Below are 22,475 nucleotides of genomic sequence, written 5' to 3'. Positions count from 1 at the left end.
CGCTCTTAAATCCGCGTTGCCAAAATGACGACTAGAGCTAGTAGAACGCCACCTGACACGTACGCCGCGTATGAGCGGACATAGCCGGTTTGTGCCTTCGATACGGCCCGTCCGGTGCCAGCCGCAAGTTTTGCGAGGCCACGGACGATGCCGTCTACGAAGGAGTGATCTGCCGCGGTCACGCCACGCATGAGCGCCTGGCCGGGAACCATGAACAGACCTTCGTTGAGTTGATCCTGGTACAGGTCGTTGCGGGCCGCGTGAACGAGGGCTCCAGCTGCGGGCACAGCCTGCGAAACCTCTTCGCGTCCGTACTTCTTCCAGGCGTACAGCGCGCCGATAATCACGACGAGGAGTACGAGAACCTGGATTGCAATAACCGGTAGTACCGGCTCTGCGTGCACTGTTTCTCCAGTGACCGGCTCAAGCCAGGTAACGAACGTCGAGTTGATCGTGAGGAGACCGCCGAGGGACACTGCGCCAACCGCGAGAATAATCATCGGAACCGTCATTAGCGGCGATGACTCGTGCGGCTGGATGGGTTCCCCCGCCATTGTCTTAGTCCAGCGGGCCTTGCCGTGGAACGTCATGAAGAACAGGCGAGACATGTAGAACGCGGTGATTCCTGCGCCAACGAGAGCCACCGTGCCAAAGATCCAGCCGGGCCAGGAAGCCTCAATGTTGCCGAAGTTACTGGCTGCGAAAGCTGCCTCGATAATCGGATCCTTTGACCAGAAGCCGGAGAACGGCGGTACGCCAAGGATTGCGAGCCAACCCATCATGAAGGTGATCCACGTGATCTTCATTGCGCCCTTCAGGGCACCGAAGTTACGCATGTTCACCTGGTTGTCCATCGCGTGCATCACCGAACCGGCGCCAAGGAACATGAGCGCCTTGAAGAAGCCGTGGGTGAACAGGTGGAAGATCGCGAATGCCCAGCCGATTGGGCCCAGGCCTGCACCGAGCATCATGTAGCCGATTTGCGACATCGTGGATGCTGCAAGCACCTTCTTGATGTCATCCTTCGCGGTACCGACGATGGCTCCGAAGAGGAGGGTGATTGCACCCACGATTGCCACGACGGTTGCGGCGATCGGCGCTTGGACGTAGACGGCGCCGGAGCGCACGATCAGGTAGACGCCAGCGGTAACCATCGTTGCCGCGTGGATGAGGGCGGAGACCGGCGTGGGGCCGGCCATGGCGTCGCCCAACCAGGCTTGCAACGGGAACTGTGCGGACTTACCGGTTGCGGCAAGAAGCAGGAACAGGCCGATCAGAGTGGCCGCGCCCTGCGATGCGCCAGTTACCTCCGCCGATACCGTACGGAAGTCCACCGAGCTGAACTGGGCAAACATGACCATCATGGCCGCCAGCAGACCCATGTCGCCAACACGGTTCATGACGAATGCCTTCTTAGCCGCCGTGGCGTATTCGGGAACGTAGTTCCAGAAGCCAATCAGCAGGTAGGAGGCCAGACCAACGCCTTCCCAACCGACGAACAGGATCGCGTAGGAGTTGCCGAGCACGAGGATCAGCATGGCCGCGATAAAGAAGTTCAGGTAGGCAAAGAACCTGCGGCGGTCCTTGTCATGTTCCATGTACGCAATCGAGTACACGTGGATGAGCGAGCCAACGAACGTGACCAGCATGACGAACGTCATTGACAGCGGGTCCATGAGGAGCCCGAAGTTTACCGTGAAGTCGCCAGCTGGGATCCACTCGAACAGGTTCATCTCCATCGAGCGTTCGGAGGGGGCCACGCCGAGCATCTGAATGATGATGGCCAGGCCGATACCGAACGAGGACCAGGATGCGAGGACGGCAAGCCAGTGGCCCCACCGATCAGACACGCGCCCCAGCAGGAGCAGAAGGATAGAAACCGCGAGTGGGATCGCGATCATCAACCAGCCCAGTGATGCTACGCCGGAGACCGCTGCGGCCTCGACGGGTGCCTGGGGAAGAAGCATGGAGTAATTCACCTTTCCTCCCTCAGTGCTTCAGTAGGTTGACCTCATCGACCGAGGTGGTGCGACGAGATCGGAAGATGGACACGATGATTGCGAGGCCAACCACGACCTCGGCGGCGGCAACGATCATGACGAAAAACGCCATCACCTGGCCGGTGAAATCACCGTAAATGCGGGCAAAAGTGATGAGGGTGAGGTTCGCGGAGTTCAGCATCAGCTCAACCCCCATCAGTGAGATCACTGCGGAGCGGCGAACCATTACCACTGCGGCGCCGATCGAGAAGAGGATCATTGCCAAGATGATGTAGTACGAGATGCTCACTGCTCGTCCTCCTTAACTTCGGGCTCGCCGGCTTCGATTTCGGGGCGGGCCTCGTACTGGAGGAGACCGTCCGGGGCTTCCTCGCCGGCCATGCCCCACGTGCGGGCGCGGGCCACGCTCTGGGTGGCGGCGACGCCGTGGTACGGGTGCTCCGGCTGCTTGCCCAGGGCTTGCTCTCCGAGCGAACGCGCGAGTTCCGGATCGAGCGAACCGAGCGAGCGGTCAAGACCGCGCACGCGCACAACGCGCGGGATCGATTCTTCAACCGGCTTGTGGGTCTCACCAGAAATAGCACCCACGTCAAATGCGGTGGATCGAGCGAACACACCGGGCGCAGTGTACTGGCCGATGTGGCGGCCGGTTTCTGCGTAAGCGGACATCTTCGCGTCAACTACCTGCTTTTGCGTGCGCTTCGGGGAGAGGCGGTCGCCATGCGTTAGGAGGACCGCGCCAACGGCTGCGGTGATCAGTAGCGCACCGGCGAGTTCCATCGAGAACCAGTAGTTGGAGAACAGGGCGAGTGCCAGATTCTCAATCGGAGCGTTCGAGTAGGGATCAACTCCAAACTCCTTGACCGCCGGGAGATTTGCCTTCCAAACCACTGCGGAGAGGGCAAACGCCATGGCGCCGGCGCCAATCACGGCGAGGACAATGTTGCCTCGGCTTTGGTTCTGGTAGTTATCCGTTGCCTGCAGGCCGATCATCATGAGGACGAACAGGAACAGCATCATGATCGCGCCCGTGTAAACCACGACCTGAACAACACCCATGAAGGGCGCTCCCTGCGCGAAGTAGAGGACGGAGAGGCCAAGCATGACCAGCACCATCGACAACGCCGCGTAGGCCGCCTTCTTGAAGAAGAGGACACCCAGGGCGCCGAGAACCATGATTGCGGCGGTGATCCAGAAGAGGACTGTCTCACCGGTGCCGATCGTGGTTACTGCATCAATTGGGGTCGGGTTCACTTACTCTCGCCTCCTTCGGTTTCTAAGCTAGCGAGAGCCATTTCGTTCTTTTCTGCGGCCTTCGCAGCGGCCTCCAGCGTCGGATCGTCTGGGCGGTGTTCACGCACCCATTCAACCTGCGCCTTGGTTGGGCCGGTTACGGCGCCGCGGTAGTAGTCACCATCGGAGAGCCCCTCCACCATCGGGTGCGGAGTGGCAAGCATGCCTTCTTCCATCGGCGCGAGGATCTGATCCTTCTCGAAGATCAGGTCGCGGCGGTGGTAGTCGGCAAGTTCGAAATCATTACCCATCGTGAGGGCGCGCGTGGGGCACGCCTCGATGCACAATCCACAGAAAATGCAACGCAGGTAGTTGACCTGGTAGACGCGGCCGAAGCGCTCACCCGGAGCGTACTGGGCGTCGGGAGTGTTATTGGCGGCCTCAACAAGGATCGCGTCCGCTGGGCATGCCCATGCGCAAAGCTCGCAGCCAATGCACTTTTCGAGGCCGTCCGCGTAGCGGTTCAGCTGGTGGCGGCCGTGGAAGCGTGGCTGCACGAAGGGACCCTCAAACGGGTACTGCTCCGTAACTACCGGGCGGAACATCGATGAGATGGTTACGCCAAAACCTGCCACCGGGGCGAACAAGTTGCCCCAGAAGCCCTTCGGATCGTGCTCGTAGAGCATCTCTTCGTTCTTGTCTTTACTCATCGCGCACTTCCTTCTGATCAGTTGCGGCGGTGGCGGCCGGCACCAAACCCGCCCGTGGGGACGGGGGTAGCTGCTGGCCGGGTAGCGGCGGTACAGGGTAGCCGCCCGCGAACGGGTCGAACTCCTCGTCCGCCTTGACTTCAGGCTCGGGGCGATCAAACAGCCACAGGATGATCATGACAACGAGGAACACCGCTACGATTCCGCCCGTGATTGCGAGAAGCGAATCCGTTACCCACATGCGCACGCCCTGCAGCGTTGCAACAAGAACCAGCCAGACAAGGGAGGTTGGGATCAGGATCTTCCAGCCGAGCTTCATGAACTGGTCGTAGCGGAAACGCAGGAGCGTACCGCGGATCCAGACCATGCTGAAGAAGAAGAGCCACATCTTCAGGTTGAACCACAGGAAGCCCCACCAGCCGGAGTTGAAGTCGATAAATGGAACGTAAGACAGCCCAAACGGCGCATGCCAGCCGCCGAGGAACACCGTGGTTGCAACGGCGGACACATTGAACATGTTGATGTATTCGGACAGGTAGTACCAGCCGAACTTCATCGACGAGTATTCGGTCATGTGCCCGGCAACGAGTTCACCTTCTGCTTCCGGAAGGTCAAACGGGAGGCGGTTTACTTCGCCCACCATCGAGATGAAGTAGACGATGAACGCGGGCAAGAGGGCAAATGCCCACCAAACGCTGTGCTGTGCCGCAACGATTTCTGAGGTCGACATGGAGCCGACCACGAGGAACACGGACACAAGCGAGAGGCCCATCGCAAGTTCGTAGGAGATGACCTGCGCGGCAGCGCGGACCGAGCCGAGGAGCGGCAGGGTGGAACGCGTTGACCAACCGCCTAGGACCGTGCCGTAAAGACCGATCGACGCGATCGCGAGGATGTAGAGGATCGCGATTGGGGTGTCAGCCATCTGCAGAGGCGTGGAGCGGCCGAACATGTTCACGTTCGGGCCCATGGGGATGACCGCTAGCACCATGAATGCGGAGAACGCGGAAATAGCGGGGGCAACGAAGTAGATGAACTTCTCTGCCTTATCCGTCCAAATGTCCTCCTTGAACAGGAGCTTCACGGCGTCCGCGAATGCTTGGAACAAGCCCAGCGGGCCTGCAACATTCGGGCCGGGACGCGTTTGCATACGACCAAGACCACGTCGTTCAACCCAGAGCGCCATGATCACTGACATGATCAGGAATAGCACGATGAACAGGGCCTTAAGTAGGCTCAGCCACCAGGTCTCTTCGCTGAAGTCAGCCGGCGCGGTTGTCGGTGGAGCAAACGGCGTAAGAGTTAGCGCAAGAGTACTCACCGGTTCACCTCCGTATTGGCTGCGATGGATACAACGGAACCATTTTTGGCGCCGAGAGTTTCATGAACGTGTGAGCCTGCCGAGCATTCGGGCAGCCACACAACGTCCTCGGGAAGGTCAGTCACAGCAACCGGAAGGGTGATAGTGCCTCGTGACGTCGAAACGTTTACGAGATCGCCTTCGGCTACGCCGATTGCCTGCATAGTTGCCACGTTCATGCGGGCAACGGATCGGCGGGCAGTGCCGGCCAGCTCGGGAGCGAAGTCCTGCATCCGGCCTTCGTCGAGCATGAGCTTGTGGGTAGCGAGGACGGCATTACCAGCGCCGGGCGCCTGCACGGGGGCGGGCGAGATCGCCGGGCTGTCGATGCGCGAGCCATCCCACTCCATGAGCTCGTTGATTTCGGCGTGCGTGTCCTTCAAGGTTTCAACGCCGAGGTTCACGCCCATGAGGCGTGCGAGGCGGTGGAGCACTTCGCGGTCGGTTAGCGCGCGGGTTGCAAGAGCCTGGCCAAAGGGGCGCAGGCGGCCTTCCCAGTTGATGAACGTACCGTTCTTTTCGGTTACCGGTGCAACGGGGAATACAACGTCTGCCATTTCGGTCAGATCCGTGCGGCGAACTTCCAAAGCAACCACGAATCCGGACTTTTCGATAGCGGATTTCAGGTTCTCCGGGTCGGTTACGTCGCGCGAGTCAACGCCGCCGAGGATCATCGCCGAACGAGGATCGGTTGCGGCTTCGGCCAGAATGTCTACCGTGCACTTAGTGGAATCCGACGGAAGTTTGACACCCCATACGGCTTCCATGTCAATGCGAGCATCGGCATCCGCGGCACAGCGGCCAAATGGAAGCAGGTTCGGGTTCAGGCCAACTTCGAGGCCACCTCGTTCGCCGGCGCGACGCGGGATCCACGCGATGCGTGCACCCGTGCGGTCCGCGAGGCGGGCAACAGCGGTGTAAAGGCCGGGAATCTCCACAGCGCGTTCGCCAACAACGATCACACCATTTGCAAGTTCAGTTGCGAGGTCGCCGCTTACTGCGTCGAGCACCTCGGGTTCAGTGCCGGGAGCTGCGCGAAGCAGATCGGCATTCATCTTGCGAGTGGAAGGGGTGGTCATCGGAGCAACCACGGAAACCTTAACGGAGCCGGCCAGTGCGCCCTTGCGCAAACGCAAGAAAACGTTTCCGGCTTCATCTTCGGCCTCGAGGCCAACGATGAGAACGCGGCCAGCCTTCTCAAGATCCTTGTAGGTCACGCCCAGGCCAGTGCCGGCAACACGCGTGCCAAGGAACTTTGTTTCCTCAAGCGAGGTGGCGCGTACGCGGCCATCAACCTGGTTGGTGTTCATGACGACACGCGCAAACTTAGACCACGCGTAGCCATCTTCAACCGTGAGGCGGCCACCTGGCAACAGTACCGTCTTGCCAGCTTCGCGGGCTTCCTTCAAGCCGCGAGCCGCACGGTCAAGCGCATCCGCCCAAGAGGTGGGAACAAGCTTGCCGTCCTCGCGAACCAGCGGAGCGGTCAGGCGATCCTCGCCGGTGCTCCAGGTGAACGCGAAGCGATCCTTGTCGGTGATCCACTCTTCATTGACGTCAGCGTCCTCACCCGCCAGAACGCGAACAACCTCGCCGCGGCGAATGTCGATACGCGTTGCGGCGCCAGAGGCGTCGTGCGCAGAGACGGACGGCGTCGATACGAGGTCGAACGGGCGTCCCCTAAAACGGTACGAGGTGGACGTGAGCGCACCCACCGGGCAGATCTGAATGGTGTTACCCGAGAAGTAGGAGGCGAATGGGCGTCCGGACGTGTCGGCTTCCGCGGCACCAACCGGGCCGGCGTTGAGGCCGGACTCGTAGCCGGGGTTGCCGAACGGGCCAGCAAATCCTTCGTCACTATTGATGTTCGAAGCATCGCTATGGAAGCCGAGAACGGCAGTGTCAAAGCGTCCAACCTGCTCCCCCATGAACTGGTGGTCCTCGGTTGGAGCGGTGCCGCCGCCGCGACCCTGCAGGTCAATGAAAGCATCGCCCGCAATCTGCTTCGAAAAACGCGTGCAGCGCTGACACAGGATGCAACGCTCACGGTCAAGCGCGATCTGAGTGGAGAGCTTGATGGGCTTCACGAACGTGCGCTTGGCGTCATCGAAACGCGAAACTTCGCGCCCCTCGGACATCGCCTGGTTCTGTAGCGGGCATTCGCCGCCCTTGTCACAGATCGGGCAGTCCAGCGGGTGGTTGATCAGGAGGAACTCCATCACACCCTTCTGGGCCTTCTCGGCTACCTCGGACGTGCGCTGCGTCTTTACCACCATGCCGGGCATGACCGTCATCGTGCACGAGGCCTGTGGCTTCGGGAACGGACGCACCTCACCAGAACGGTCCGGCGCCGCTACCTCAACCAGACACTGGCGGCACGCGCCAGCTGGAGCCAAAAGCGGATGATCGCAAAAACGCGGAATGCGGATACCGACCTGCTCGGCAGCGCGGATGATAAGCGTACCCTTCGGGACGGACACCTCAGTGTCGTCGATAGTGAGAGTTACCAACTCCTCACTCATCGGGCACCTCCTTTAGCAAAGTGGGCGGACGCTTCATACGGGAATAGTTCGCGCGCAGGCGTTGTGAGGCCGGCTTCGAACTCTTCGCGGAAATGCGCGATACCAGACTGGACGGGAGCTGCCGAAGCATCACCGAGGGCGCAGAACGAGCGGCCCGCAATATTTCCGGAAATCTCCAAAAGCTTGTCCACGTCACCGGGAAGTCCCCTACCCTCTTCGAGGCGCAGCAGGATCTGTTTCATCCAGTAGGTGCCCTCGCGGCACGGCGTGCACTTACCGCACGATTCGTGCTGGTAGAACTCAGTCCAACGAGTGACGACGCGAACCACTGAAGTGGTTTCGTCAAATACCTGCAGGGCGCGCGTTCCAAGCATTGAACCGGCAGCGCCAACAGACTCGTAGTCGAGCGGTACGTCGAGTTCTTCCTCAGTGAAGATCGGAGTTGAAGAACCACCCGGAGTCCAGAACTTCAGCTTGTGACCGTTGCGCATACCGCCAGCCATCTCAATGAGCTCGCGCATGGTGATGCCAAACGGTGCTTCAAACTGTCCCGGATTGTTAACGTGACCGGACACGGAGAAGAGGCCGTGACCGCTCGACTTCTCAGTACCCATCGAGGTGAACCAACCGGCTTCGTGCTGGAAGATTCCAGAAACCTGCGCGATCGACTCAACGTTGTTAACAACTGTCGGACGGGCGTAAAGACCCGCAACAGCTGGGAACGGAGGCTTCAAACGCGGGTGACCGCGACGACCCTCAAGGGAGTCAAGCAGCGCGGTTTCCTCACCACAGATGTACGCACCCGCACCAGCGTGCGCGGTAATGCGGAGGTTGAAATCCCCTGCGGGTCCGCGTCCCTGGCCGATAATGCCGGCCTCTTCGGCCTCACGCACCGCGGCGAGAAGGCGACGGTAAACGTGCGCGACTTCGCCGCGCAAGTAGATGAATGCGTGCTCACACCTGATCGCGCGGGCCGTGATTGCCATGCCCTCGATCAAGACGTGCGGATTCGCCATAAGGAGCGGGATGTCCTTACAGGTTCCCGGCTCGGACTCATCGGCGTTAACGACCAGGTAGCGCGGCTTGCCATCATCAGGAGGAAGGAACGACCACTTCAAACCAGTCGGGAATCCTGCACCACCACGACCGCGAAGACCAGCGGTTTTCACTGTCTCGGTGATGTCACCCGGCTCCATCGTGAGGGCCTTCTCAAGCCCCTTGTATCCCCCGCGGCTGCGGTAGGACTCCAGGGTCCAGGAACGGTCCTCATCCCAGCCGCGTGAAAGTACCGGCGTTAGGACTCCGGGCTTCGAAAACGTTACGTCGCTCATTCGTCGCCCTCCTTATCTTCCTCTGTAACCGCAGGACGCTCAGCGGACGAGTACAAGCCGCCAACTTCCTGCTGAGGCTGTCCCTCCGCACCCGAGATGCTTGACGGGCTCATCCAGCCCTTCTCCTTCGCGATCTTCAGACCGCGCAAAGACGGTTCACCAGCCGACGGGCCCTCATCCACGAGGCCATCTTCAAAACCGGCTAGGAGCCTAGAGATTTCCTTGAACGTGGGCACCTGCTCCGGACCTCGCGTGGACTTGATCGGGCGCCCGGCCTCAATATCATCCACGAGGGCGATCGTTGATTCCGGCGTCTGGTTGTCGAAGAACTCCCAGTTGACCATCACTACGGGCGCGTAGTCGCAAGCTGCGTTGCATTCAAGGCGCTCCAGCGTGATCTTGCCATCCGCCGTGGTTTCGTCGTGGCCCACCCCGAGATGACCGGAAACGGCCTCCCAGATCTGGTCCCCGCCCATCACAGCGCACAGGGCGTTCGTGCAAACCCCCACGTTGTATTCACCGTTGGGGTGGCGCTTGTACTGCGTGTAGAACGTGGCAACAGCGGAAACCTCCGGGCGAGTAATCCCCAGAGTCTCAGCGCAAAAAGTCACGCCATCAGCAGAAATGTAGCCGTCCACTGACTGCACCAAGTGCAACATGGGCAAAAGTGCCGAACGCTCGTGGCCCTTCGGGTAGCGCGCCATAATCGCAGCGGCATCAGCGCGCAGGCGCTCCAAAACTTCGTCGCTGTACATCAGCGATCAACACCTCCCAGTACCGGGTCAATCGACGCGAGTGACACGACGACGTCAGCAAGCTGACCGCCCTCAGTCATCATCGCAAACGACTGCAAGTTAGAGAACGACGGGTCGCGGAAGTGCGCGCGGTACGGGCGCGTACCGCCGTCCGAAACAACATGAGCGCCAATAACGCCCTTAGCGTGTTCCACCATTCCATACGCCTGGCCGGCCGGAACCTTGAAGCCCTCGGTTACAAGCTTGAAGTGGTGAATGAGAGACTCCATGGACTCACCCATGATCTCGCGAATATGTGCCAGCGAGTTACCCTGACCATCCGAACCAATCGACATTTGCGCCGGCCACTTGATTGCCGGATCCTGCACCATAACCGGGTCGCCCTCGCACTCATCGAGCTTGTCGAGAACCTGGTTAATGATTCGTAGCGACTGGTAGCACTCGTCGAAACGCACCTGCACGCGGTTGTACGCATCAGACTTGTCTCGAACCGGAACGTCAAACTCAAGCTGGTCGTAACCGAAGTACGGCTGCGTCTTACGCAAATCGAGTGGGAGGCCAGCAGCACGCAAGCACGGACCGGTCATGCCAAGCGCCATCATCGAAGCGAGCGACATGTAGCCCACATCGATGTGACGCAGCTTGAAGATCGGGTTTTCCTGCGTGAGGTCCTGCAACTCGCCAATGTCGTTGCGCAAGTTAGGCAGGAGCTCGCGAATGTAATCCGTGGTACCCGACGGCAGATCCTGAGCCACACCGCCCGGACGCATAAACGCGTGGTTCATACGCAGACCCGTGATGCGCTCAAAAATACGGAGCACGTTCTCACGGCCCCTAAACGCGATCGTCATCATCGTGGTTGCGCCCAGCTCGTTACCACCGGAGCCGATTGCGACCAGGTGCGAACCAATACGGTTCAGCTCCATCAACAGAATGCGGATCCAGTTAGCGCGCTGCGGAACCTCGTCGGTAATACCGAGTAGCTTCTCCACGGCCTGCACATAAACAGCCTCGTTAAACAGTGGAGCCACGTAGTCCATACGCGTACAGAACGTTACGCCCTGCGTCCACGTGCGGTACTCCATGTTCTTCTCAATGCCCGTGTGCAGGTAGCCCGTATTCAGACGGGACTCACGCACGGTCTCACCATCGATCTCGAGGATCACGCGCAGCACGCCGTGCGTGGACGGGTGAATCGGACCTAGGTTAACAACGATGCGCTCGTTAGAAAGACGCTCAATTTCAGACAGAACATCTTCCCAGTCGCCGCCGCTTGCCAGAACCTCAGGAATATCGTCGATATCGAGTCCACCGGGCGTTGCGTAAAATACCGGTTTTTCGTTATTCATTAGTTGTACGACCTCCGAGTGTCTGGCGGCGGAACTGTAGCTCCCTTGTATTCGACCGGAATACCACCCAGTGGATAATCCTTGCGCTGCGGGTGGCCTACCCAGTCATCGGGTAGAGCGGTACGAGTAAGGCCGGGGTGACCGGTGAATACGATGCCGAACAAATCCCATGTTTCGCGCTCATGCCAGTCATTACCCGGGTAGATCGAAACGACGGACGGGACCTTCGGATCCGAATCCGGGGCCGTTACCTCTAGGCGGAGCATGCGGTTATGCGTCACCGAGAGGAGGTGGTAGACAGCGTGCAGTTCTCGACCCGCCGCGTGCGGGTAGTGCACACCAGAAACGCCAAGACACAGCTCGAAGCGCAGATCCTGATCATCACGCAACCAACGGCAAACCTGCAGAATGTGCTCGCGAGTCACAAAAATCGTAAGCTCGTCGCGGTCTACAACCACGCGCTCAATGACATCTTTGACCTCAATGCCGGCATCCTTGATGAGTTCTTCAAGAATGTCCACAACAGAGTCAAACCACCCGCCGTAGGGGCGAGCCGATTCACCGGGAAGATCAACCGTGCGCGTGAGGCCACCAAAACCGGTGGTATCGCCAGAACCGCGAACGCCCCACTGGCCGTGACGAACGTCAACGGTCTCCGGAGCCGCTCCGCCGCGAGTTGGGCTGACCTGTTCGGCTACCTCGCCGAACTTCTTCGAGGATGGGGAGTTGTCGCTCATGCAAGCAGTCCCTTCATCAGATGAGTTGGGGTAGCTGCCAGAGCAGCTTCCTCCGCCTTACGCGCAACCTCAATGCGGTGAGCGCCAACCGGTTCCTTACCGATCTGCTCACGCAGCACCATGATCGCGTTGATCAAAGCCTCTGGACGCGGCGGGCATCCCGGCAAATAAACATCAACCGGAACAACGTGGTCACAGCCCTGCACAACCGCGTAGTTGTTGAACATGCCGCCCGTGGAGGCGCAGGCGCCCATCGAAATAACCCACTTGGGTTCTGGCATCGAGTCATAAACGCGGCGAACAATCGGAGCCATCTTGTGCGACAACCGGCCGGACACGATCATGAGGTCAGCGTGGCGCGGCGAGGCGCGGAACACTTCCAAACCAAAACGAGCCATGTCGAAACGCGGCGTGCCCGCAGCCATCATCTCGATGGAGCAGCATGCCAGACCCATCGTTACAGGCCACTGAGAGTGCTTACGGGCAAGATCTAGAACCGCCTCAATGGAGGCTAGGCCAACGCCTGCGGGAAGACTATCTTCGATACCCATTTACTACTCCCTCCTATCAGTCCCAATCCAGGCCGCCGCGGCGCCACTCATAAATGAATGGAACCGTGATCAGCGCGATGAACGTAAACATGACAACGAGGCCGAACAGGCCCAACTTCCCGAAGGTAACAGCCCACGGGTAAAGGAAGACCACCTCGATGTCGAAAATAATGAACGTCATAGCCACCAGGTAGTACTTCACGGGGAAGCGGCCGACATCAGCGTCGTGATGGATCGGGTCCACGCCGCACTCGTAGTTACTGGACTTGACCTTGTTCTTGTTAACGGGTCCCAGGATCGCGGAGGCTCCCAGGCCACCGAGTGCGACCAAGACTGCCATCGCAGCCATGATCAATATCGGGATATACGGATTGCTCACTATGCCTCCAACCTGGCGGTTAACAGATCATTCTTTGTAGATTTTGCTGGGGATACCAAACGCTTAATCATACCTTTGGAACCACCTTCGCAAGAGCCGTTATCAGCTTGTCATCCCACTCTCCGCCCGAACGCTCAAAGCCGTCCGAAAGGAGTTTGTGAACGAGTTTCATGAGCCTGGGACGCGGCAGGCCATACTTTGTGCAGGCGTGCATGATCTTCGGGTTCTCGATCAGCTTCACAAACACGCGGCCCAGCTGGTAGTAGCCGCCCCAGTCTGCCCTCAGCGCCTCCGTGTACGTTTCCATCGCGCGATCAAAACCCGCATCCGACGTACGGCTTAGTGCGGAAACAATAGATTCTGCAGCGTAGCGTCCCGCCCTCATAGCTGGGGCAATTCCCTCGCCATCAAAAGCGGAAACCATACCGCCCGCGTCACCAACGATTACGAGGCCATCGCGGTAGTGGGGCTTGCGGTTGAACGACATCGGCAAAGCAGCGGAACGAAGCTGACCGATCTGATTCTCTTCGGTCATCTCCCACTCTTCGGGCAGGTTCGCAATCCAGGTCTTGAAGATCTCGCGATACGGCAACTTAGTTGCCTTCGACGTGGAAGAAACGGAGCCGAGCCCGACGTTAACAACGCCGTCGCCCAGCGGGAACAGCCAGCCGTAGCCGGGCAAAAGATCAGATTCGCCGCGCTTGCCGCTCCACAGCTCCAGGTGCGAATCCATCCACTCTGCATCGCCCTTTGGAGACTTAAAGTATGCACGAGCTGCCACACCCAGCGGACGGTTCTCTAGCTTTTCAATACCGAGGGACGTGGCGAGGCGGGCAGCTACACCGCCGGCTTCAACAACGACCTTCGCGCGAAACTCGATTTCCCGAGCATCTTTACCCTTGCCGACCTTCGCGGTTACGCCGCACACGCGGCCAGTAGGAGTTTGCAGAGCGCCCGTAACGTTGAAACCTTCGTACAAGCGGACTCCCGCGGACTCGGCGCGGCGCGTTAAATCCTCATCCAACTGCATTCGGGCACGCGCCATACCGAAGTTAGGAGCCGACTTCGTTTCTGGCCACGGCAAATAAATAGAGTGGCCGCCGCCAATTACATTGAGACCCTTGTTGCGCTTCCACCCCGCGGTGTCAACGCCCATGAGCTGGACCTCAGCAACCGCGGCTGGCGTCAAGCCATCACCACAAATCTTGTCGCGCGGGAACGTAGATTTTTCTAAAAGAGCGACATCAAGCCCCGCCCGCGCCAAGTAATAAGACGTTGCAGAACCTGCAGGGCCTGCGCCCACAACGACGACATCAGCACTGAAGTCGGACGCGTCAGCCAGCTCCACGTGTTCCTCCCGCTCGTTGCTACTCATATAACTTTTACCAAATTTGCATTTCTCTAGAGGCGAAATGCCCATATGTCCCTACCCTATCCACCAGGTGGGGTAGGTCCACAAAAGATACAGAAAAAAGGCTATTTGGCACGGGAAACGAACGCCCGGCCGCCGCAAACACAATCGTATTTGATCACAACCATGTTACTTATTTTATTGATCACAGTGAGGCTATCGCGAAAATAGCGCATCAGCACTTCAGGGTTTGACAGCGCGGTGCAACGCGAGGATACCGCCCGTGTAGTTGCGGTACTGCACCCGCCCCCAACCGGCCTGGGCAATCATTTTGCCCAGCGTCTCCTGGTCATACCACTCGCGAATCGACTCAATCAGATAGTCATAGGCCTCATCGTCTGAAGACAGTAGCTTCGCAACTCGCGTCAAAATTTCTTCCAAATAAAACCCGTAAACGGCGTTAAACACCGGCCAAGTTGGACGCGAAAACTCACAGATCAAAAGACGCCCGCCCGGCTTGGTCACGCGCGACATTTCCTGCAACGCCTTCTCGGTGTTTTGCACGTTGCGCAGGCCAAACGAAATAGTTACCGCGTCAAACGAGGCATCCTCAAACGGCAAATCAGTTGCGTCCCCCTGCACAAACTCTAGTTCCGGGTGACGCTGGCGCCCGACCTCGATCATGCCCTCCGACAGGTCACACGCGATCACATGCGCACCGGTTTCCGCGAGCGCCGCCGTGGAACCACCCGTTCCGGCAGCCAGATCAAGGACTCGTTCGCCCGGCTTCAGGTTGAGGGCACGCACCACTCCCCTGCGCCAAATGTGCACCTGACCGAACGTCAACGCCTCGTTAGTTAGGTCGTATCGACTGGCCACTTTGTTGAACATGCCCGCGACCTCGTGGGGACGCTTCTCTAGCGATGCACGATTTACGTCTGAAGCTTTAAGGTCACGTTTTGCCATGAGATCTATCTTGTCACGGTTCTATGCCAGAGGTGAACTTCAACCGGGTGACGCGAAATAATATCCTTCTTCGAGGGGGCATAATGCCTAGGATTTCAAGCAAACTCAATCGTTAGGCTGCCTGGCGCAACGAAAATACTAGGCCAGGTAGTATGGGATACCGTGACCGTATTGAACTCCGCACGACGATTTTGCCTTCGCGATCCGCATGCGTGCCCAAAACTGCGCGTTTCGATCAGCGAGGTTGGTGGCCCCTCCACATTCTCTGAGCTGCTGCACCGCGTTGACGGTGCACGTAATCTCTCGGTTTGGAGCGGGCCTGCGCTCGCCACTGATGCTCAGCCAATCATCGTTGGAGACGGTATAGCACTTGCCATCATTGCGACAGAGGAAGGCAGCTACGGCCTCGCGCATCCCACTTTCAAAATACTTTCACGCGCGCTACTGCCCAACCCGCGGCCAGAGAATCCCGGGATAGTTCAAAACCAGCCGCACATGCAGGTTGCGGGCCAAGACTGGCTGGCGGTAATCGCTGAAGCCAGCGTGAAGGGCGGCCGGGAGTTCTTCGCCCGGACGGGGATACACGCTCCGCTAGGGCTAATGTCATTTGGCTTTGCTCCCGGCACGCCGGGGGCGCTGGTATTGCCGCGCATTGCATGGGTGGCATTGGGCGATGCCACGTGGAAGATCGAGACGGTTATTGAGGCTGGCGGCGAGGACCTCCACGCAATCGAGGACGGCGCTGGTCAGCGCAACACCGAGAGCGAGAACCTGGATGGAGCGCCCAACTGGTATTTAGATCCGGGCACCATGTCACGGTCCGCATGGAAGCACGCGGTTGCCATGGTCGTGGACGAACTGCGCGACGGCCGGGCACAAAAAGCTGTTATGGCTCGCGATATTACGGCTCGATCTGACCATCCGATTAATCTAGTTGCGGTTTTACAAGAGCTCGCTACGGCCTACCCCACTACCTGGACGTTTAGCGTTGCCGGCCTCACCGGCGCATCACCGGAAATGCTTGCGTCTGTGCGCGGCGGACAGTTGAGGTCCCGCGTACTTGCCGGCACTTGTCCTCCGGGGGAAGGCGCCGCCCTGTGGGAATCAGCTAAAGACCGTGAAGAGCACGCCCTCGCCGTTCAATCCGTGGTGGACGCCCTGGCTGGGCTTAGCCGCGATCTCAACGCTCCCCGCCAGCCGTTCCTCTTGGACCTGCCTAACGTCACACACCTTGCTAGCGACGTCACTGCCGACCTCACCGCGATTGAGGTGGGCCATGCGCCCGTTTGCGAAGCGGTTCGAGCCTTACATCCCACGGCCGCGGTTTGTGGCACCCCCACACAGGACGCGTTCGAGCTTTTGTCCAAGCATGAGCTGACCGACCGCGGACGCTATTCCGGGCCCGTCGGCTGGATCGACGGGGCGGGTGAGGGAGCGTGCGCGATTGCTCTGCGCTGCGGCCAGGTTCTTCCCGACGAGCACTCGATCCGCGTATTTGCCGGCGGAGGCATCATGCCCGAATCCATTCCCGAGGTGGAACTAGCCGAGACCGGTGCAAAAATGCTACCCGTACTGCAGGCAATCGGCCTCGAAAACTAATCTTCGAGGCCGATTGGTGAAAGCTTAAAGCTTGCGCATTCGCTTTAACGCGGCGAATAGTCTGGGAGCACCACGTAGATCGCAGGGAACAAAATCACCGCGAAACCAATGGTCAACGCCAGGGGCGAAAAGGCGTTCAAAGCGAATGCGGTGAAAACGCCGCAAACTACCGCCGCTATCGCCGCCACAAGATAAATGCCGCCCGATTTGTAATACTCCGCAGCCAGCACATTTGCCATCACCGAAGCGACACAAACCAACCCGGCCCACACGAGAGCTCCACCGATCAAAAGCAGCCAATCCCCAGCCCCGGCTTCGCCGCGCATGTAACGCGCTTGAAAGGGAACCTGTTCAAACCAAACGAGGAAAGGCAGGGCAAGGCCAGCTAGCATCACCAACACAATCGGAATGGTGTACTGACTATTTCGCTTCACGGGATCCTCCTAGACCGAGCGTTGCAAACCCAATGCTACACGCGCTGCGAGCCGCCCGTGCAGCTCCAAATCCGTGGTGAATGCGAGCTGGCCGAGCTAGCTACTTAGCCTTGAGGGCCACTTGGACCTCGGTGATCTCACCGCCACGAGCGATCCCCAACGTCACTGTGTCACCCGAGTTGTACCTGCGCACAAATCCCGTAAGTGCAGCGGAGGACACCACGTCGTTGCCATCTATCGACACGATCACGTCGCCAACCCGCAGGTTCGCATCCGCAGCCGCGCCCCCTGGCAGTACCGACTCCACCTTCGCACCCAGGCGAGTTTCCTCACCCACCTGGACCGCCGCAGTAGAGATGCTCACGCCAAGCTGGGCGTGCACCGCCTCGCCCTTCTCAATCAACTGCGTCACCACGTTCTTCACCAGGTTCACCGGGATCGCGAATCCGAGGCCGATAGAGCCAGCCGACCCCTCTTTACCCATCGACGCGATTGAGGAGTTAATGCCAATCACACGGCCCTGCGCGTCAAACAACGGACCGCCCGAGTTACCTGGGTTAATCGAAGCATCCACCTGGATAGCGTTTGTTACCACGGTTTCTGACTGCGGCGACTGCTGCAGGAAGTACGGGAACTGGTAGTTGAACTGCTCGCTTTGATCGTTTGGCACAGCCGTCTTCACCGCCACCGGGCGATCCAGCGCCGAAACGATACCGGTGGTCACCGTGTCCGTGAGACCCAGCGGCGAGCCGATCGCCATCACGGCCTCGCCCACCTTTAGCTGGCTGGAATCACCAAAGTTACCGGCAACCAAATCAGCGGGCGGATTTTTCATACGGATAACAGCCAGGTCCGTAGTTGGGTCGATACCCACAATCTCCGCCTCGTAAAGTCTGCTTCCGCTGGCGCGAACCGTGATTTTTGCCTGCTCGTTATTAACTGCGGCAGAAACCACGTGATAGTTAGTCACAATGTTGCCGTTGCTATCCCAAACAACACCCGAACCGGTGTCACCACCATCCCCCGTGCTTACTTGAATGGACACTGTGGCGGGACGAACCGCGTTAGCTACCGCCTGCCAGTCAGTGCCCTCTCCCGAAACCTGAACGGTTGGAGTCTTTTCACCCGACGGCTGCTGAATCTGCTGGCTACTGGCCGCAGGCGCATATGCTCCCGAAAACTTAAGCGTAGCAATCGTGCCACCAACCGCGAGGAACGCAGCAAGCAGCATAGCGACTATGAGGGCGCCCCAACCCGGCCCTTTCTTAGCCGTTTTGCGCGGCGCTGTCTGTACCTGAGAGGCATAGCCAAACGGCTGGCCATACGACTGCTCGGGTTGCGCCTGCTGAAAGCCCTGTTGCTCGTAATTCGCCTGACCGTAAGCATCCCGGTCGTATGCTCTCTGCTGCCCGCTAGCTTGCTGGTCATATTGTTGCTGGCCATACGCCTGCTGCGGGTAGGCGCCTTGCTGCGGATAGTTTTGCGCGGCTACGGGCGCGGAGTAGGCCTGAGGTTGTCCTTGCTCTTCTACCTCTTCTTGCTCACGTGGATCCTGCTGATCTGCGCCTTGCGAATCTGCTGTTCGGTAAACGTAGCGCGGCTGGTCCGGGGTTTTGATGGGCTCACCCTGTGGGGTTTCAGGGGTAACGGAATCTGGTTCGCCCTCGTAATCCCTGGGACGCTCATTCTCCATCGTGGCTCCTAAAAAATATCTGTACTTTTTTCAAAACAATGTACATGGTGGCCGGCTGTTCTGAGCGATTTCTTCAGCGCACCTGGGTTTTTTCTGGAAAAAGTGATTGCACGCCCGCGCGCACTCCGCTGTGGTCTGCCACCACGTGAATGATCCGCCCCCGCGGCCGGTCTGCGAGCGCCCTCGTTAATGTTTCAAAAGCATCTGCTTCAACCGCGTCATTGCCGTTTCCCTCCGCACCGTTTCGGGTGGAGGTGGTGAAGTCCGCGCGCACGTACTCCCAGCCGGTAGCGGCGGCAAGCGCCTCAAAGTCGAGGCTGTGCGCGACCGCAAAGAACCTTTCATAGACGGCACTTGGAGCTAGGCCGTGTTCGAGCGATTGGAAGATGCGTCCTCCCTGATCGTCTATCACCACCACGTCCACATCTGGCACGGACTGCCCCGCGGGGAGCAGGAGAGAGCCAATATCGTGCATGAACGTGAGGTCCCCAACCAATGCGCGCACGGGGCAATCAAGGCCGAGCGCAATGCCTTTTGCCGTTGCGATAGTTCCGTCGATTCCCGCCTGGCCGCGCGCGGCAAACACCCCTTTTGCCCCGCTCCCCACGGGCGAATCCGCCGCCAGATCAATGTATCGAATCGAATTTGAAGCGCCGAGGACCAGGGCGTGACCGCCATCTTCCGGCTCAGCCGCGCGCGAAGCGTTTGCGTACGCGTCCCACACCGCGCGGGCGGCAATAACACCGTGCGGTATTGGGTGGCGGGTGCCTGAGTTGGAATCCGCCTCGCGCATATTGTTGCCGTGGCAGTTGCCTTCATGGAGGGAGGAAGCAGCAAGCTGACTGAGTTCGCGCGCCCGGATCCACTGGCCAACGTTTTGAGCATGCTCGGCCCAGCTTCTTGTCCACGCACCCTGTGGCATCTTCTGCCTGGCAGGGGCAAGTTGTTCCACCACTATGTCGGCGTTACCCGCAACATCTGGGTATTCGTGCGCGATCGAAGCGACAACCACCCGGGCCGGGCCAGCCAGCAGGCGCGAAACCGGGCGAGACAAGCTGGGATGGCCAAGCACCACGACCTGCTCGATTTCACCCGCAAACCGAGTCAGCATCTGCTGCTCGAATCCGCAAAAGGCAGCAGCTCCAAATGCGCCGGAGGAAGGCTCGGCCAGAAGCGGAATCCCGGCCGCCTGAGCCAGCTGCGCCGCCCCCTCGGCCTTGTCTCCCGCAACAATGACCGTGCGCAAATCTTGCACGGCATCCTCCCACGCGGTCACAACCGGCTGACGCCGCGCAAGCCGGGCGGGGATCCCCGCGTCTAAATCCGCTACCGCAGGCGCCCCCTCCGGGGTCAAAGGATCGCGGAATCCGATATTAATATGCGCCGGACCACCCGCCCCGCGCGCGCCCACAACCTGGCCCACCAGGCGGCGAACGCGCGCAACAAAGGCCTTCGCAGCGCCGTCCTCGGACACCGCGCGAGCATCCGGACTAATCCCCACTTCCGCCGGCACATCCAACTGCGCCACCACGTGATTGCCAAACAGCCCAGATTGATCCGTGGTCTGCGACGCGCCCACGCCCCTCATCTCAAAGGGCCGATCCGCCGAAATCACAATGAGCGGCGCGCCCGTGTGGAACGCCTCAATCACCGCTGGTAGCAGGTGTGCGGGGGCGGTGCCGGAAGTTGTCACCACCGCAACTGGAGCCTTCGAAGCCTGCGCCAAACCCAGCGCGAAGAAGCCTGCGCTACGCTCATCGAACGCGGGGTGCGCGCGCACCATCCCGCTACCCTCCGCACTAGCAATCGCATATGCAAGCGGAGCGCTACGCGAACCCGCAGCAACCACAAAATCGCGCACGTACGGAGCCAGCGCCGCAATCAGCCAGCGCGCATCAACAGAAGCAGGCATAACCCTCCCCCGCCACTACAGGCAGTGAACCATTTCTTCAAGCCTAGCGAGCCACCGCGTCAGGTGCTCCGCCTCGTCACGCCTATGCGGCAAGAACGATACGGCGGCCTCGTCAATCTCGATTTCTTGAGGAGCAATAACCCCATCTACCGGTCGAAGCGGAGTCTTAGTGACGTCCGCCGTGAACATTTGCGCGGTAGCGAGTCCGCAGGCAAACGGAAGCTCATCCAGCGCCGCCGCGCACTCCACGCCGCGGGCTAGGCCCACCGACGAATCCAAAGCGGAGGAGACAACCGCGGGCAATCCCGCCCTCTCAACCACGTCGATCAGGCGCTTTGCACCACCCAAAGGTTGCACCTTTACGATCACTAAGTCCGCAGCGCCCGCGCGTGCCACCGCCAGAGGGTCCGAAGCGCGACGCACCGACTCATCCGCCGCGATCCGCACGTCCACCTGCTGGCGAACGCGCGCAAGTTCCTCCACCGTTGCGCACGGTTGCTCCACATACTCCAGGTCCGCGCCACCCCCACTCTGGCATGCCCGGTTCAGTTCGTGAATGGCCTCCAGCGCTTGCGGCACATCCCACGCCGCGTTTGCATCCACGCGGATCTGCCCCGCGGGGCCGAGGGCGTCACGCACCGCCTCGATACGCGCACAATCCTCGCTAATAGTGGAGTTTGGATCCGCCACTTTTACCTTTACCGTGCGAGCGCCACCCGAATTCTTCACGATGTCGAACGCCACCTGCGGATCCACCACCGGCACCGTTGCGTTAACCGGCACGGCCTCGCGCTTACGAGGCAGTGGCTCACTTTGCGCGGCCTCAAGCCCTGCACGCAACCACTGGGCGGATTCGCGAGCGTCATAATCCCAAAATGGTGAAACTTCCGCCCAACCGCCCGGCCCGCGCAAAATCAGGCCGTCACGCACTGTGATACGCCGAAACCTGTTCTTTAGTGGCAACCGAAAATAAAGCAGCCGATCAATTCCTTCAAACACGTTCACAACCGAGGCAGGAAGCGCCTCAATCGCGACCTCGAGAAGTCGGGCAGAATCAGTGGGGAGCGCATCATTCACAACCCCATTTTGCCAAACTTGCGCGTATTTCGTGGCGCCGCCGACCCCCGCTCATGTTCCCCTCAACACTCGATGCGCGGCAACTACAGATCAGCGCGGGTCCACGCCGGCTCGTGTGGGTAAGCTTGGAGCATGACGATCATCGCATTCGTATTGGGCCTGGCTGCCCTAATCGCAACCGTGTGGCTACGCAAAGACACGCCCTCGTCGCGGGCGTGGGAAACCGAAGATGGCATCGTGGATGAACGATTTGCCTTCGTGTTCCTCCCCAGTTTCACCGTCTTACTGTTCGGCCTGGGAGTAATCGGACTATCCGGCCTGTTCAACGAGTTGACCGGAGGCGTGTGGATACTGTTTATCCTCGGTTGTCTACTGTCCGCCGTCGGAGCGGTTGGCACCGTGGTCGGCCTGTTCTCAAATAAATACCCGCTGTGGCTACTGCCGAAGTGGAGGCTAGAAAGCCCGCACCGCAAGTAGGCCATCAAGTTCGCCGAGTCCACCTGCTTCAGCAGAACT

At 59.7% G+C, this 22,475-nt stretch carries 20 protein-coding genes; 2 read left to right on the top strand and 18 right to left on the bottom strand.

Annotation, left to right across the window (positions count from 1 at the left end; translation table 11 throughout):
* Window positions 1-5: 5 nt before the first annotated feature.
* The 14 genes from nuoL to HMPREF2891_RS02690 all read right to left on the bottom strand — a co-directional run bounded on the left by nuoL (window position 6) and on the right by HMPREF2891_RS02690 (window position 15,244).
* Window positions 6-1,967, bottom strand: coding sequence for an NADH-quinone oxidoreductase subunit L (gene nuoL, locus HMPREF2891_RS02755; RefSeq protein WP_070619471.1), 1,962 nt, complete (start codon window positions 1,965-1,967; stop codon window positions 6-8).
* A 22-nt stretch (window positions 1,968-1,989) separates the two neighbouring features.
* Window positions 1,990-2,289: an NADH-quinone oxidoreductase subunit NuoK gene (nuoK, locus tag HMPREF2891_RS02750; RefSeq protein WP_034507104.1), complete on the bottom strand. Its 300-nt coding sequence runs from the start codon at window positions 2,287-2,289 to the stop codon at window positions 1,990-1,992.
* A complete protein-coding gene (locus HMPREF2891_RS02745) occupies window positions 2,286-3,254 on the bottom strand; it encodes an NADH-quinone oxidoreductase subunit J (protein WP_083309316.1) in 969 nt (322 codons plus the stop codon). The genes nuoK and HMPREF2891_RS02745 overlap by 4 nt, the downstream gene beginning before the upstream one ends.
* Window positions 3,251-3,943: an NADH-quinone oxidoreductase subunit NuoI gene (nuoI, locus tag HMPREF2891_RS02740; RefSeq protein WP_070618195.1), complete on the bottom strand. Its 693-nt coding sequence runs from the start codon at window positions 3,941-3,943 to the stop codon at window positions 3,251-3,253. Before nuoI ends, HMPREF2891_RS02745 begins: the two co-directional genes overlap by 4 nt.
* Entirely contained in the window at window positions 3,936-5,264 is a 1,329-nt protein-coding gene (nuoH, locus tag HMPREF2891_RS02735; RefSeq protein ID WP_034507110.1) for an NADH-quinone oxidoreductase subunit NuoH, read from the bottom strand. The genes nuoI and nuoH overlap by 8 nt, the downstream gene beginning before the upstream one ends.
* Window positions 5,261-7,825: an NADH-quinone oxidoreductase subunit G gene (locus HMPREF2891_RS02730; RefSeq protein WP_070663815.1), complete on the bottom strand. Its 2,565-nt coding sequence runs from the start codon at window positions 7,823-7,825 to the stop codon at window positions 5,261-5,263. Before HMPREF2891_RS02730 ends, nuoH begins: the two co-directional genes overlap by 4 nt.
* Window positions 7,822-9,156, bottom strand: coding sequence for an NADH-quinone oxidoreductase subunit NuoF (gene nuoF / locus HMPREF2891_RS02725; protein WP_070663814.1), 1,335 nt, complete (start codon window positions 9,154-9,156; stop codon window positions 7,822-7,824). Before nuoF ends, HMPREF2891_RS02730 begins: the two co-directional genes overlap by 4 nt.
* On the bottom strand, window positions 9,153-9,911 hold the full coding sequence (nuoE, locus tag HMPREF2891_RS02720; RefSeq protein ID WP_070663813.1) for an NADH-quinone oxidoreductase subunit NuoE: 759 nt from the start codon (window positions 9,909-9,911) through the stop codon (window positions 9,153-9,155). Before nuoE ends, nuoF begins: the two co-directional genes overlap by 4 nt.
* A complete protein-coding gene (locus HMPREF2891_RS02715) occupies window positions 9,911-11,260 on the bottom strand; it encodes an NADH-quinone oxidoreductase subunit D (protein WP_034507120.1) in 1,350 nt (449 codons plus the stop codon). The genes nuoE and HMPREF2891_RS02715 overlap by 1 nt, the downstream gene beginning before the upstream one ends.
* On the bottom strand, window positions 11,260-11,997 hold the full coding sequence (locus HMPREF2891_RS02710) for an NADH-quinone oxidoreductase subunit C (RefSeq protein ID WP_070663812.1): 738 nt from the start codon (window positions 11,995-11,997) through the stop codon (window positions 11,260-11,262). The genes HMPREF2891_RS02715 and HMPREF2891_RS02710 overlap by 1 nt, the downstream gene beginning before the upstream one ends.
* Entirely contained in the window at window positions 11,994-12,548 is a 555-nt protein-coding gene (locus tag HMPREF2891_RS02705) for an NADH-quinone oxidoreductase subunit B (RefSeq protein WP_034507127.1), read from the bottom strand. The genes HMPREF2891_RS02710 and HMPREF2891_RS02705 overlap by 4 nt, the downstream gene beginning before the upstream one ends.
* 16 nt (window positions 12,549-12,564) lie before the next feature.
* Window positions 12,565-12,927, bottom strand: coding sequence for an NADH-quinone oxidoreductase subunit A (locus HMPREF2891_RS02700; RefSeq protein ID WP_034507130.1), 363 nt, complete (start codon window positions 12,925-12,927; stop codon window positions 12,565-12,567).
* A gap of 67 nt (window positions 12,928-12,994) precedes the next feature.
* The gene (locus HMPREF2891_RS02695; protein ID WP_070663811.1) at window positions 12,995-14,302 is read right to left on the bottom strand and encodes a geranylgeranyl reductase family protein; all 1,308 of its coding nucleotides are present in this window, start codon (window positions 14,300-14,302) and stop codon (window positions 12,995-12,997) included.
* Between the two features lie 219 nt (window positions 14,303-14,521).
* Window positions 14,522-15,244, bottom strand: coding sequence for a demethylmenaquinone methyltransferase (locus HMPREF2891_RS02690; RefSeq protein ID WP_070663810.1), 723 nt, complete (start codon window positions 15,242-15,244; stop codon window positions 14,522-14,524).
* A 162-nt stretch (window positions 15,245-15,406) separates the two neighbouring features.
* Between HMPREF2891_RS02690 and HMPREF2891_RS02685 the strand changes: the two genes are divergently transcribed.
* The gene (locus HMPREF2891_RS02685) at window positions 15,407-16,843 is read left to right on the top strand and encodes an isochorismate synthase (protein ID WP_070663809.1); all 1,437 of its coding nucleotides are present in this window, start codon (window positions 15,407-15,409) and stop codon (window positions 16,841-16,843) included.
* Window positions 16,844-16,887: 44 nt separating this feature from the next.
* Here the strand turns inward: HMPREF2891_RS02685 and HMPREF2891_RS02680 are convergent, their stop codons facing one another.
* From HMPREF2891_RS02680 to HMPREF2891_RS02665, 4 genes are all read right to left on the bottom strand, one after another.
* Entirely contained in the window at window positions 16,888-17,277 is a 390-nt protein-coding gene (locus HMPREF2891_RS02680; protein WP_070618220.1) for a hypothetical protein, read from the bottom strand.
* Between the two features lie 100 nt (window positions 17,278-17,377).
* Window positions 17,378-18,970: a S1C family serine protease gene (locus HMPREF2891_RS02675; RefSeq protein ID WP_261666833.1), complete on the bottom strand. Its 1,593-nt coding sequence runs from the start codon at window positions 18,968-18,970 to the stop codon at window positions 17,378-17,380.
* A gap of 73 nt (window positions 18,971-19,043) precedes the next feature.
* Window positions 19,044-20,882, bottom strand: a complete 1,839-nt coding sequence (gene menD, locus HMPREF2891_RS02670; RefSeq protein WP_070618223.1) for a 2-succinyl-5-enolpyruvyl-6-hydroxy-3-cyclohexene-1-carboxylic-acid synthase — start codon at window positions 20,880-20,882, stop codon at window positions 19,044-19,046.
* A gap of 15 nt (window positions 20,883-20,897) precedes the next feature.
* Complete coding sequence (locus HMPREF2891_RS02665; protein WP_070663808.1) at window positions 20,898-21,959, bottom strand: o-succinylbenzoate synthase; 1,062 nt, start codon at window positions 21,957-21,959, stop codon at window positions 20,898-20,900.
* Between the two features lie 132 nt (window positions 21,960-22,091).
* Between HMPREF2891_RS02665 and HMPREF2891_RS02660 the strand changes: the two genes are divergently transcribed.
* A complete protein-coding gene (locus tag HMPREF2891_RS02660; RefSeq protein WP_070618229.1) occupies window positions 22,092-22,436 on the top strand; it encodes a hypothetical protein in 345 nt (114 codons plus the stop codon).
* Window positions 22,437-22,475 lie beyond the last annotated feature (39 nt).

This window comes from Actinomyces sp. HMSC065F11, from assembly GCF_001813085.1.
In the GTDB taxonomy this organism is placed as follows: domain Bacteria; phylum Actinomycetota; class Actinomycetes; order Actinomycetales; family Actinomycetaceae; genus Gleimia; species Gleimia europaea.
Note: the sequence above shows the minus strand (reverse complement) of the source record. Positions and strands in the feature narration are given on the sequence as shown.

Excerpts from the sequence above, each read along its gene's own strand:
- nuoL (WP_070619471.1), bottom strand. The coding sequence starts at position 1,967 with ATGCTTCTTCCCCAGGCACCCGTCGAGGCCGCAGCGGTCTCCGGCGTA.
- nuoI (WP_070618195.1), bottom strand. The coding sequence starts at position 3,943 with ATGAGTAAAGACAAGAACGAAGAGATGCTCTACGAGCACGATCCGAAG.
- HMPREF2891_RS02730 (WP_070663815.1), bottom strand. The coding sequence starts at position 7,825 with ATGAGTGAGGAGTTGGTAACTCTCACTATCGACGACACTGAGGTGTCC.
- nuoF (WP_070663814.1), bottom strand. The coding sequence starts at position 9,156 with ATGAGCGACGTAACGTTTTCGAAGCCCGGAGTCCTAACGCCGGTACTT.
- nuoE (WP_070663813.1), bottom strand. The coding sequence starts at position 9,911 with ATGTACAGCGACGAAGTTTTGGAGCGCCTGCGCGCTGATGCCGCTGCG.
- HMPREF2891_RS02715 (WP_034507120.1), bottom strand. The coding sequence starts at position 11,260 with ATGAATAACGAAAAACCGGTATTTTACGCAACGCCCGGTGGACTCGAT.
- HMPREF2891_RS02710 (WP_070663812.1), bottom strand. The coding sequence starts at position 11,997 with ATGAGCGACAACTCCCCATCCTCGAAGAAGTTCGGCGAGGTAGCCGAA.
- HMPREF2891_RS02705 (WP_034507127.1), bottom strand. The coding sequence starts at position 12,548 with ATGGGTATCGAAGATAGTCTTCCCGCAGGCGTTGGCCTAGCCTCCATT.
- HMPREF2891_RS02695 (WP_070663811.1), bottom strand. The coding sequence starts at position 14,302 with ATGAGTAGCAACGAGCGGGAGGAACACGTGGAGCTGGCTGACGCGTCC.
- HMPREF2891_RS02690 (WP_070663810.1), bottom strand. The coding sequence starts at position 15,244 with ATGGCAAAACGTGACCTTAAAGCTTCAGACGTAAATCGTGCATCGCTA.
- HMPREF2891_RS02675 (WP_261666833.1), bottom strand. The coding sequence starts at position 18,970 with ATGGAGAATGAGCGTCCCAGGGATTACGAGGGCGAACCAGATTCCGTT.
- menD (WP_070618223.1), bottom strand. The coding sequence starts at position 20,882 with ATGCCTGCTTCTGTTGATGCGCGCTGGCTGATTGCGGCGCTGGCTCCG.
- HMPREF2891_RS02660 (WP_070618229.1), top strand. The coding sequence starts at position 22,092 with ATGACGATCATCGCATTCGTATTGGGCCTGGCTGCCCTAATCGCAACC.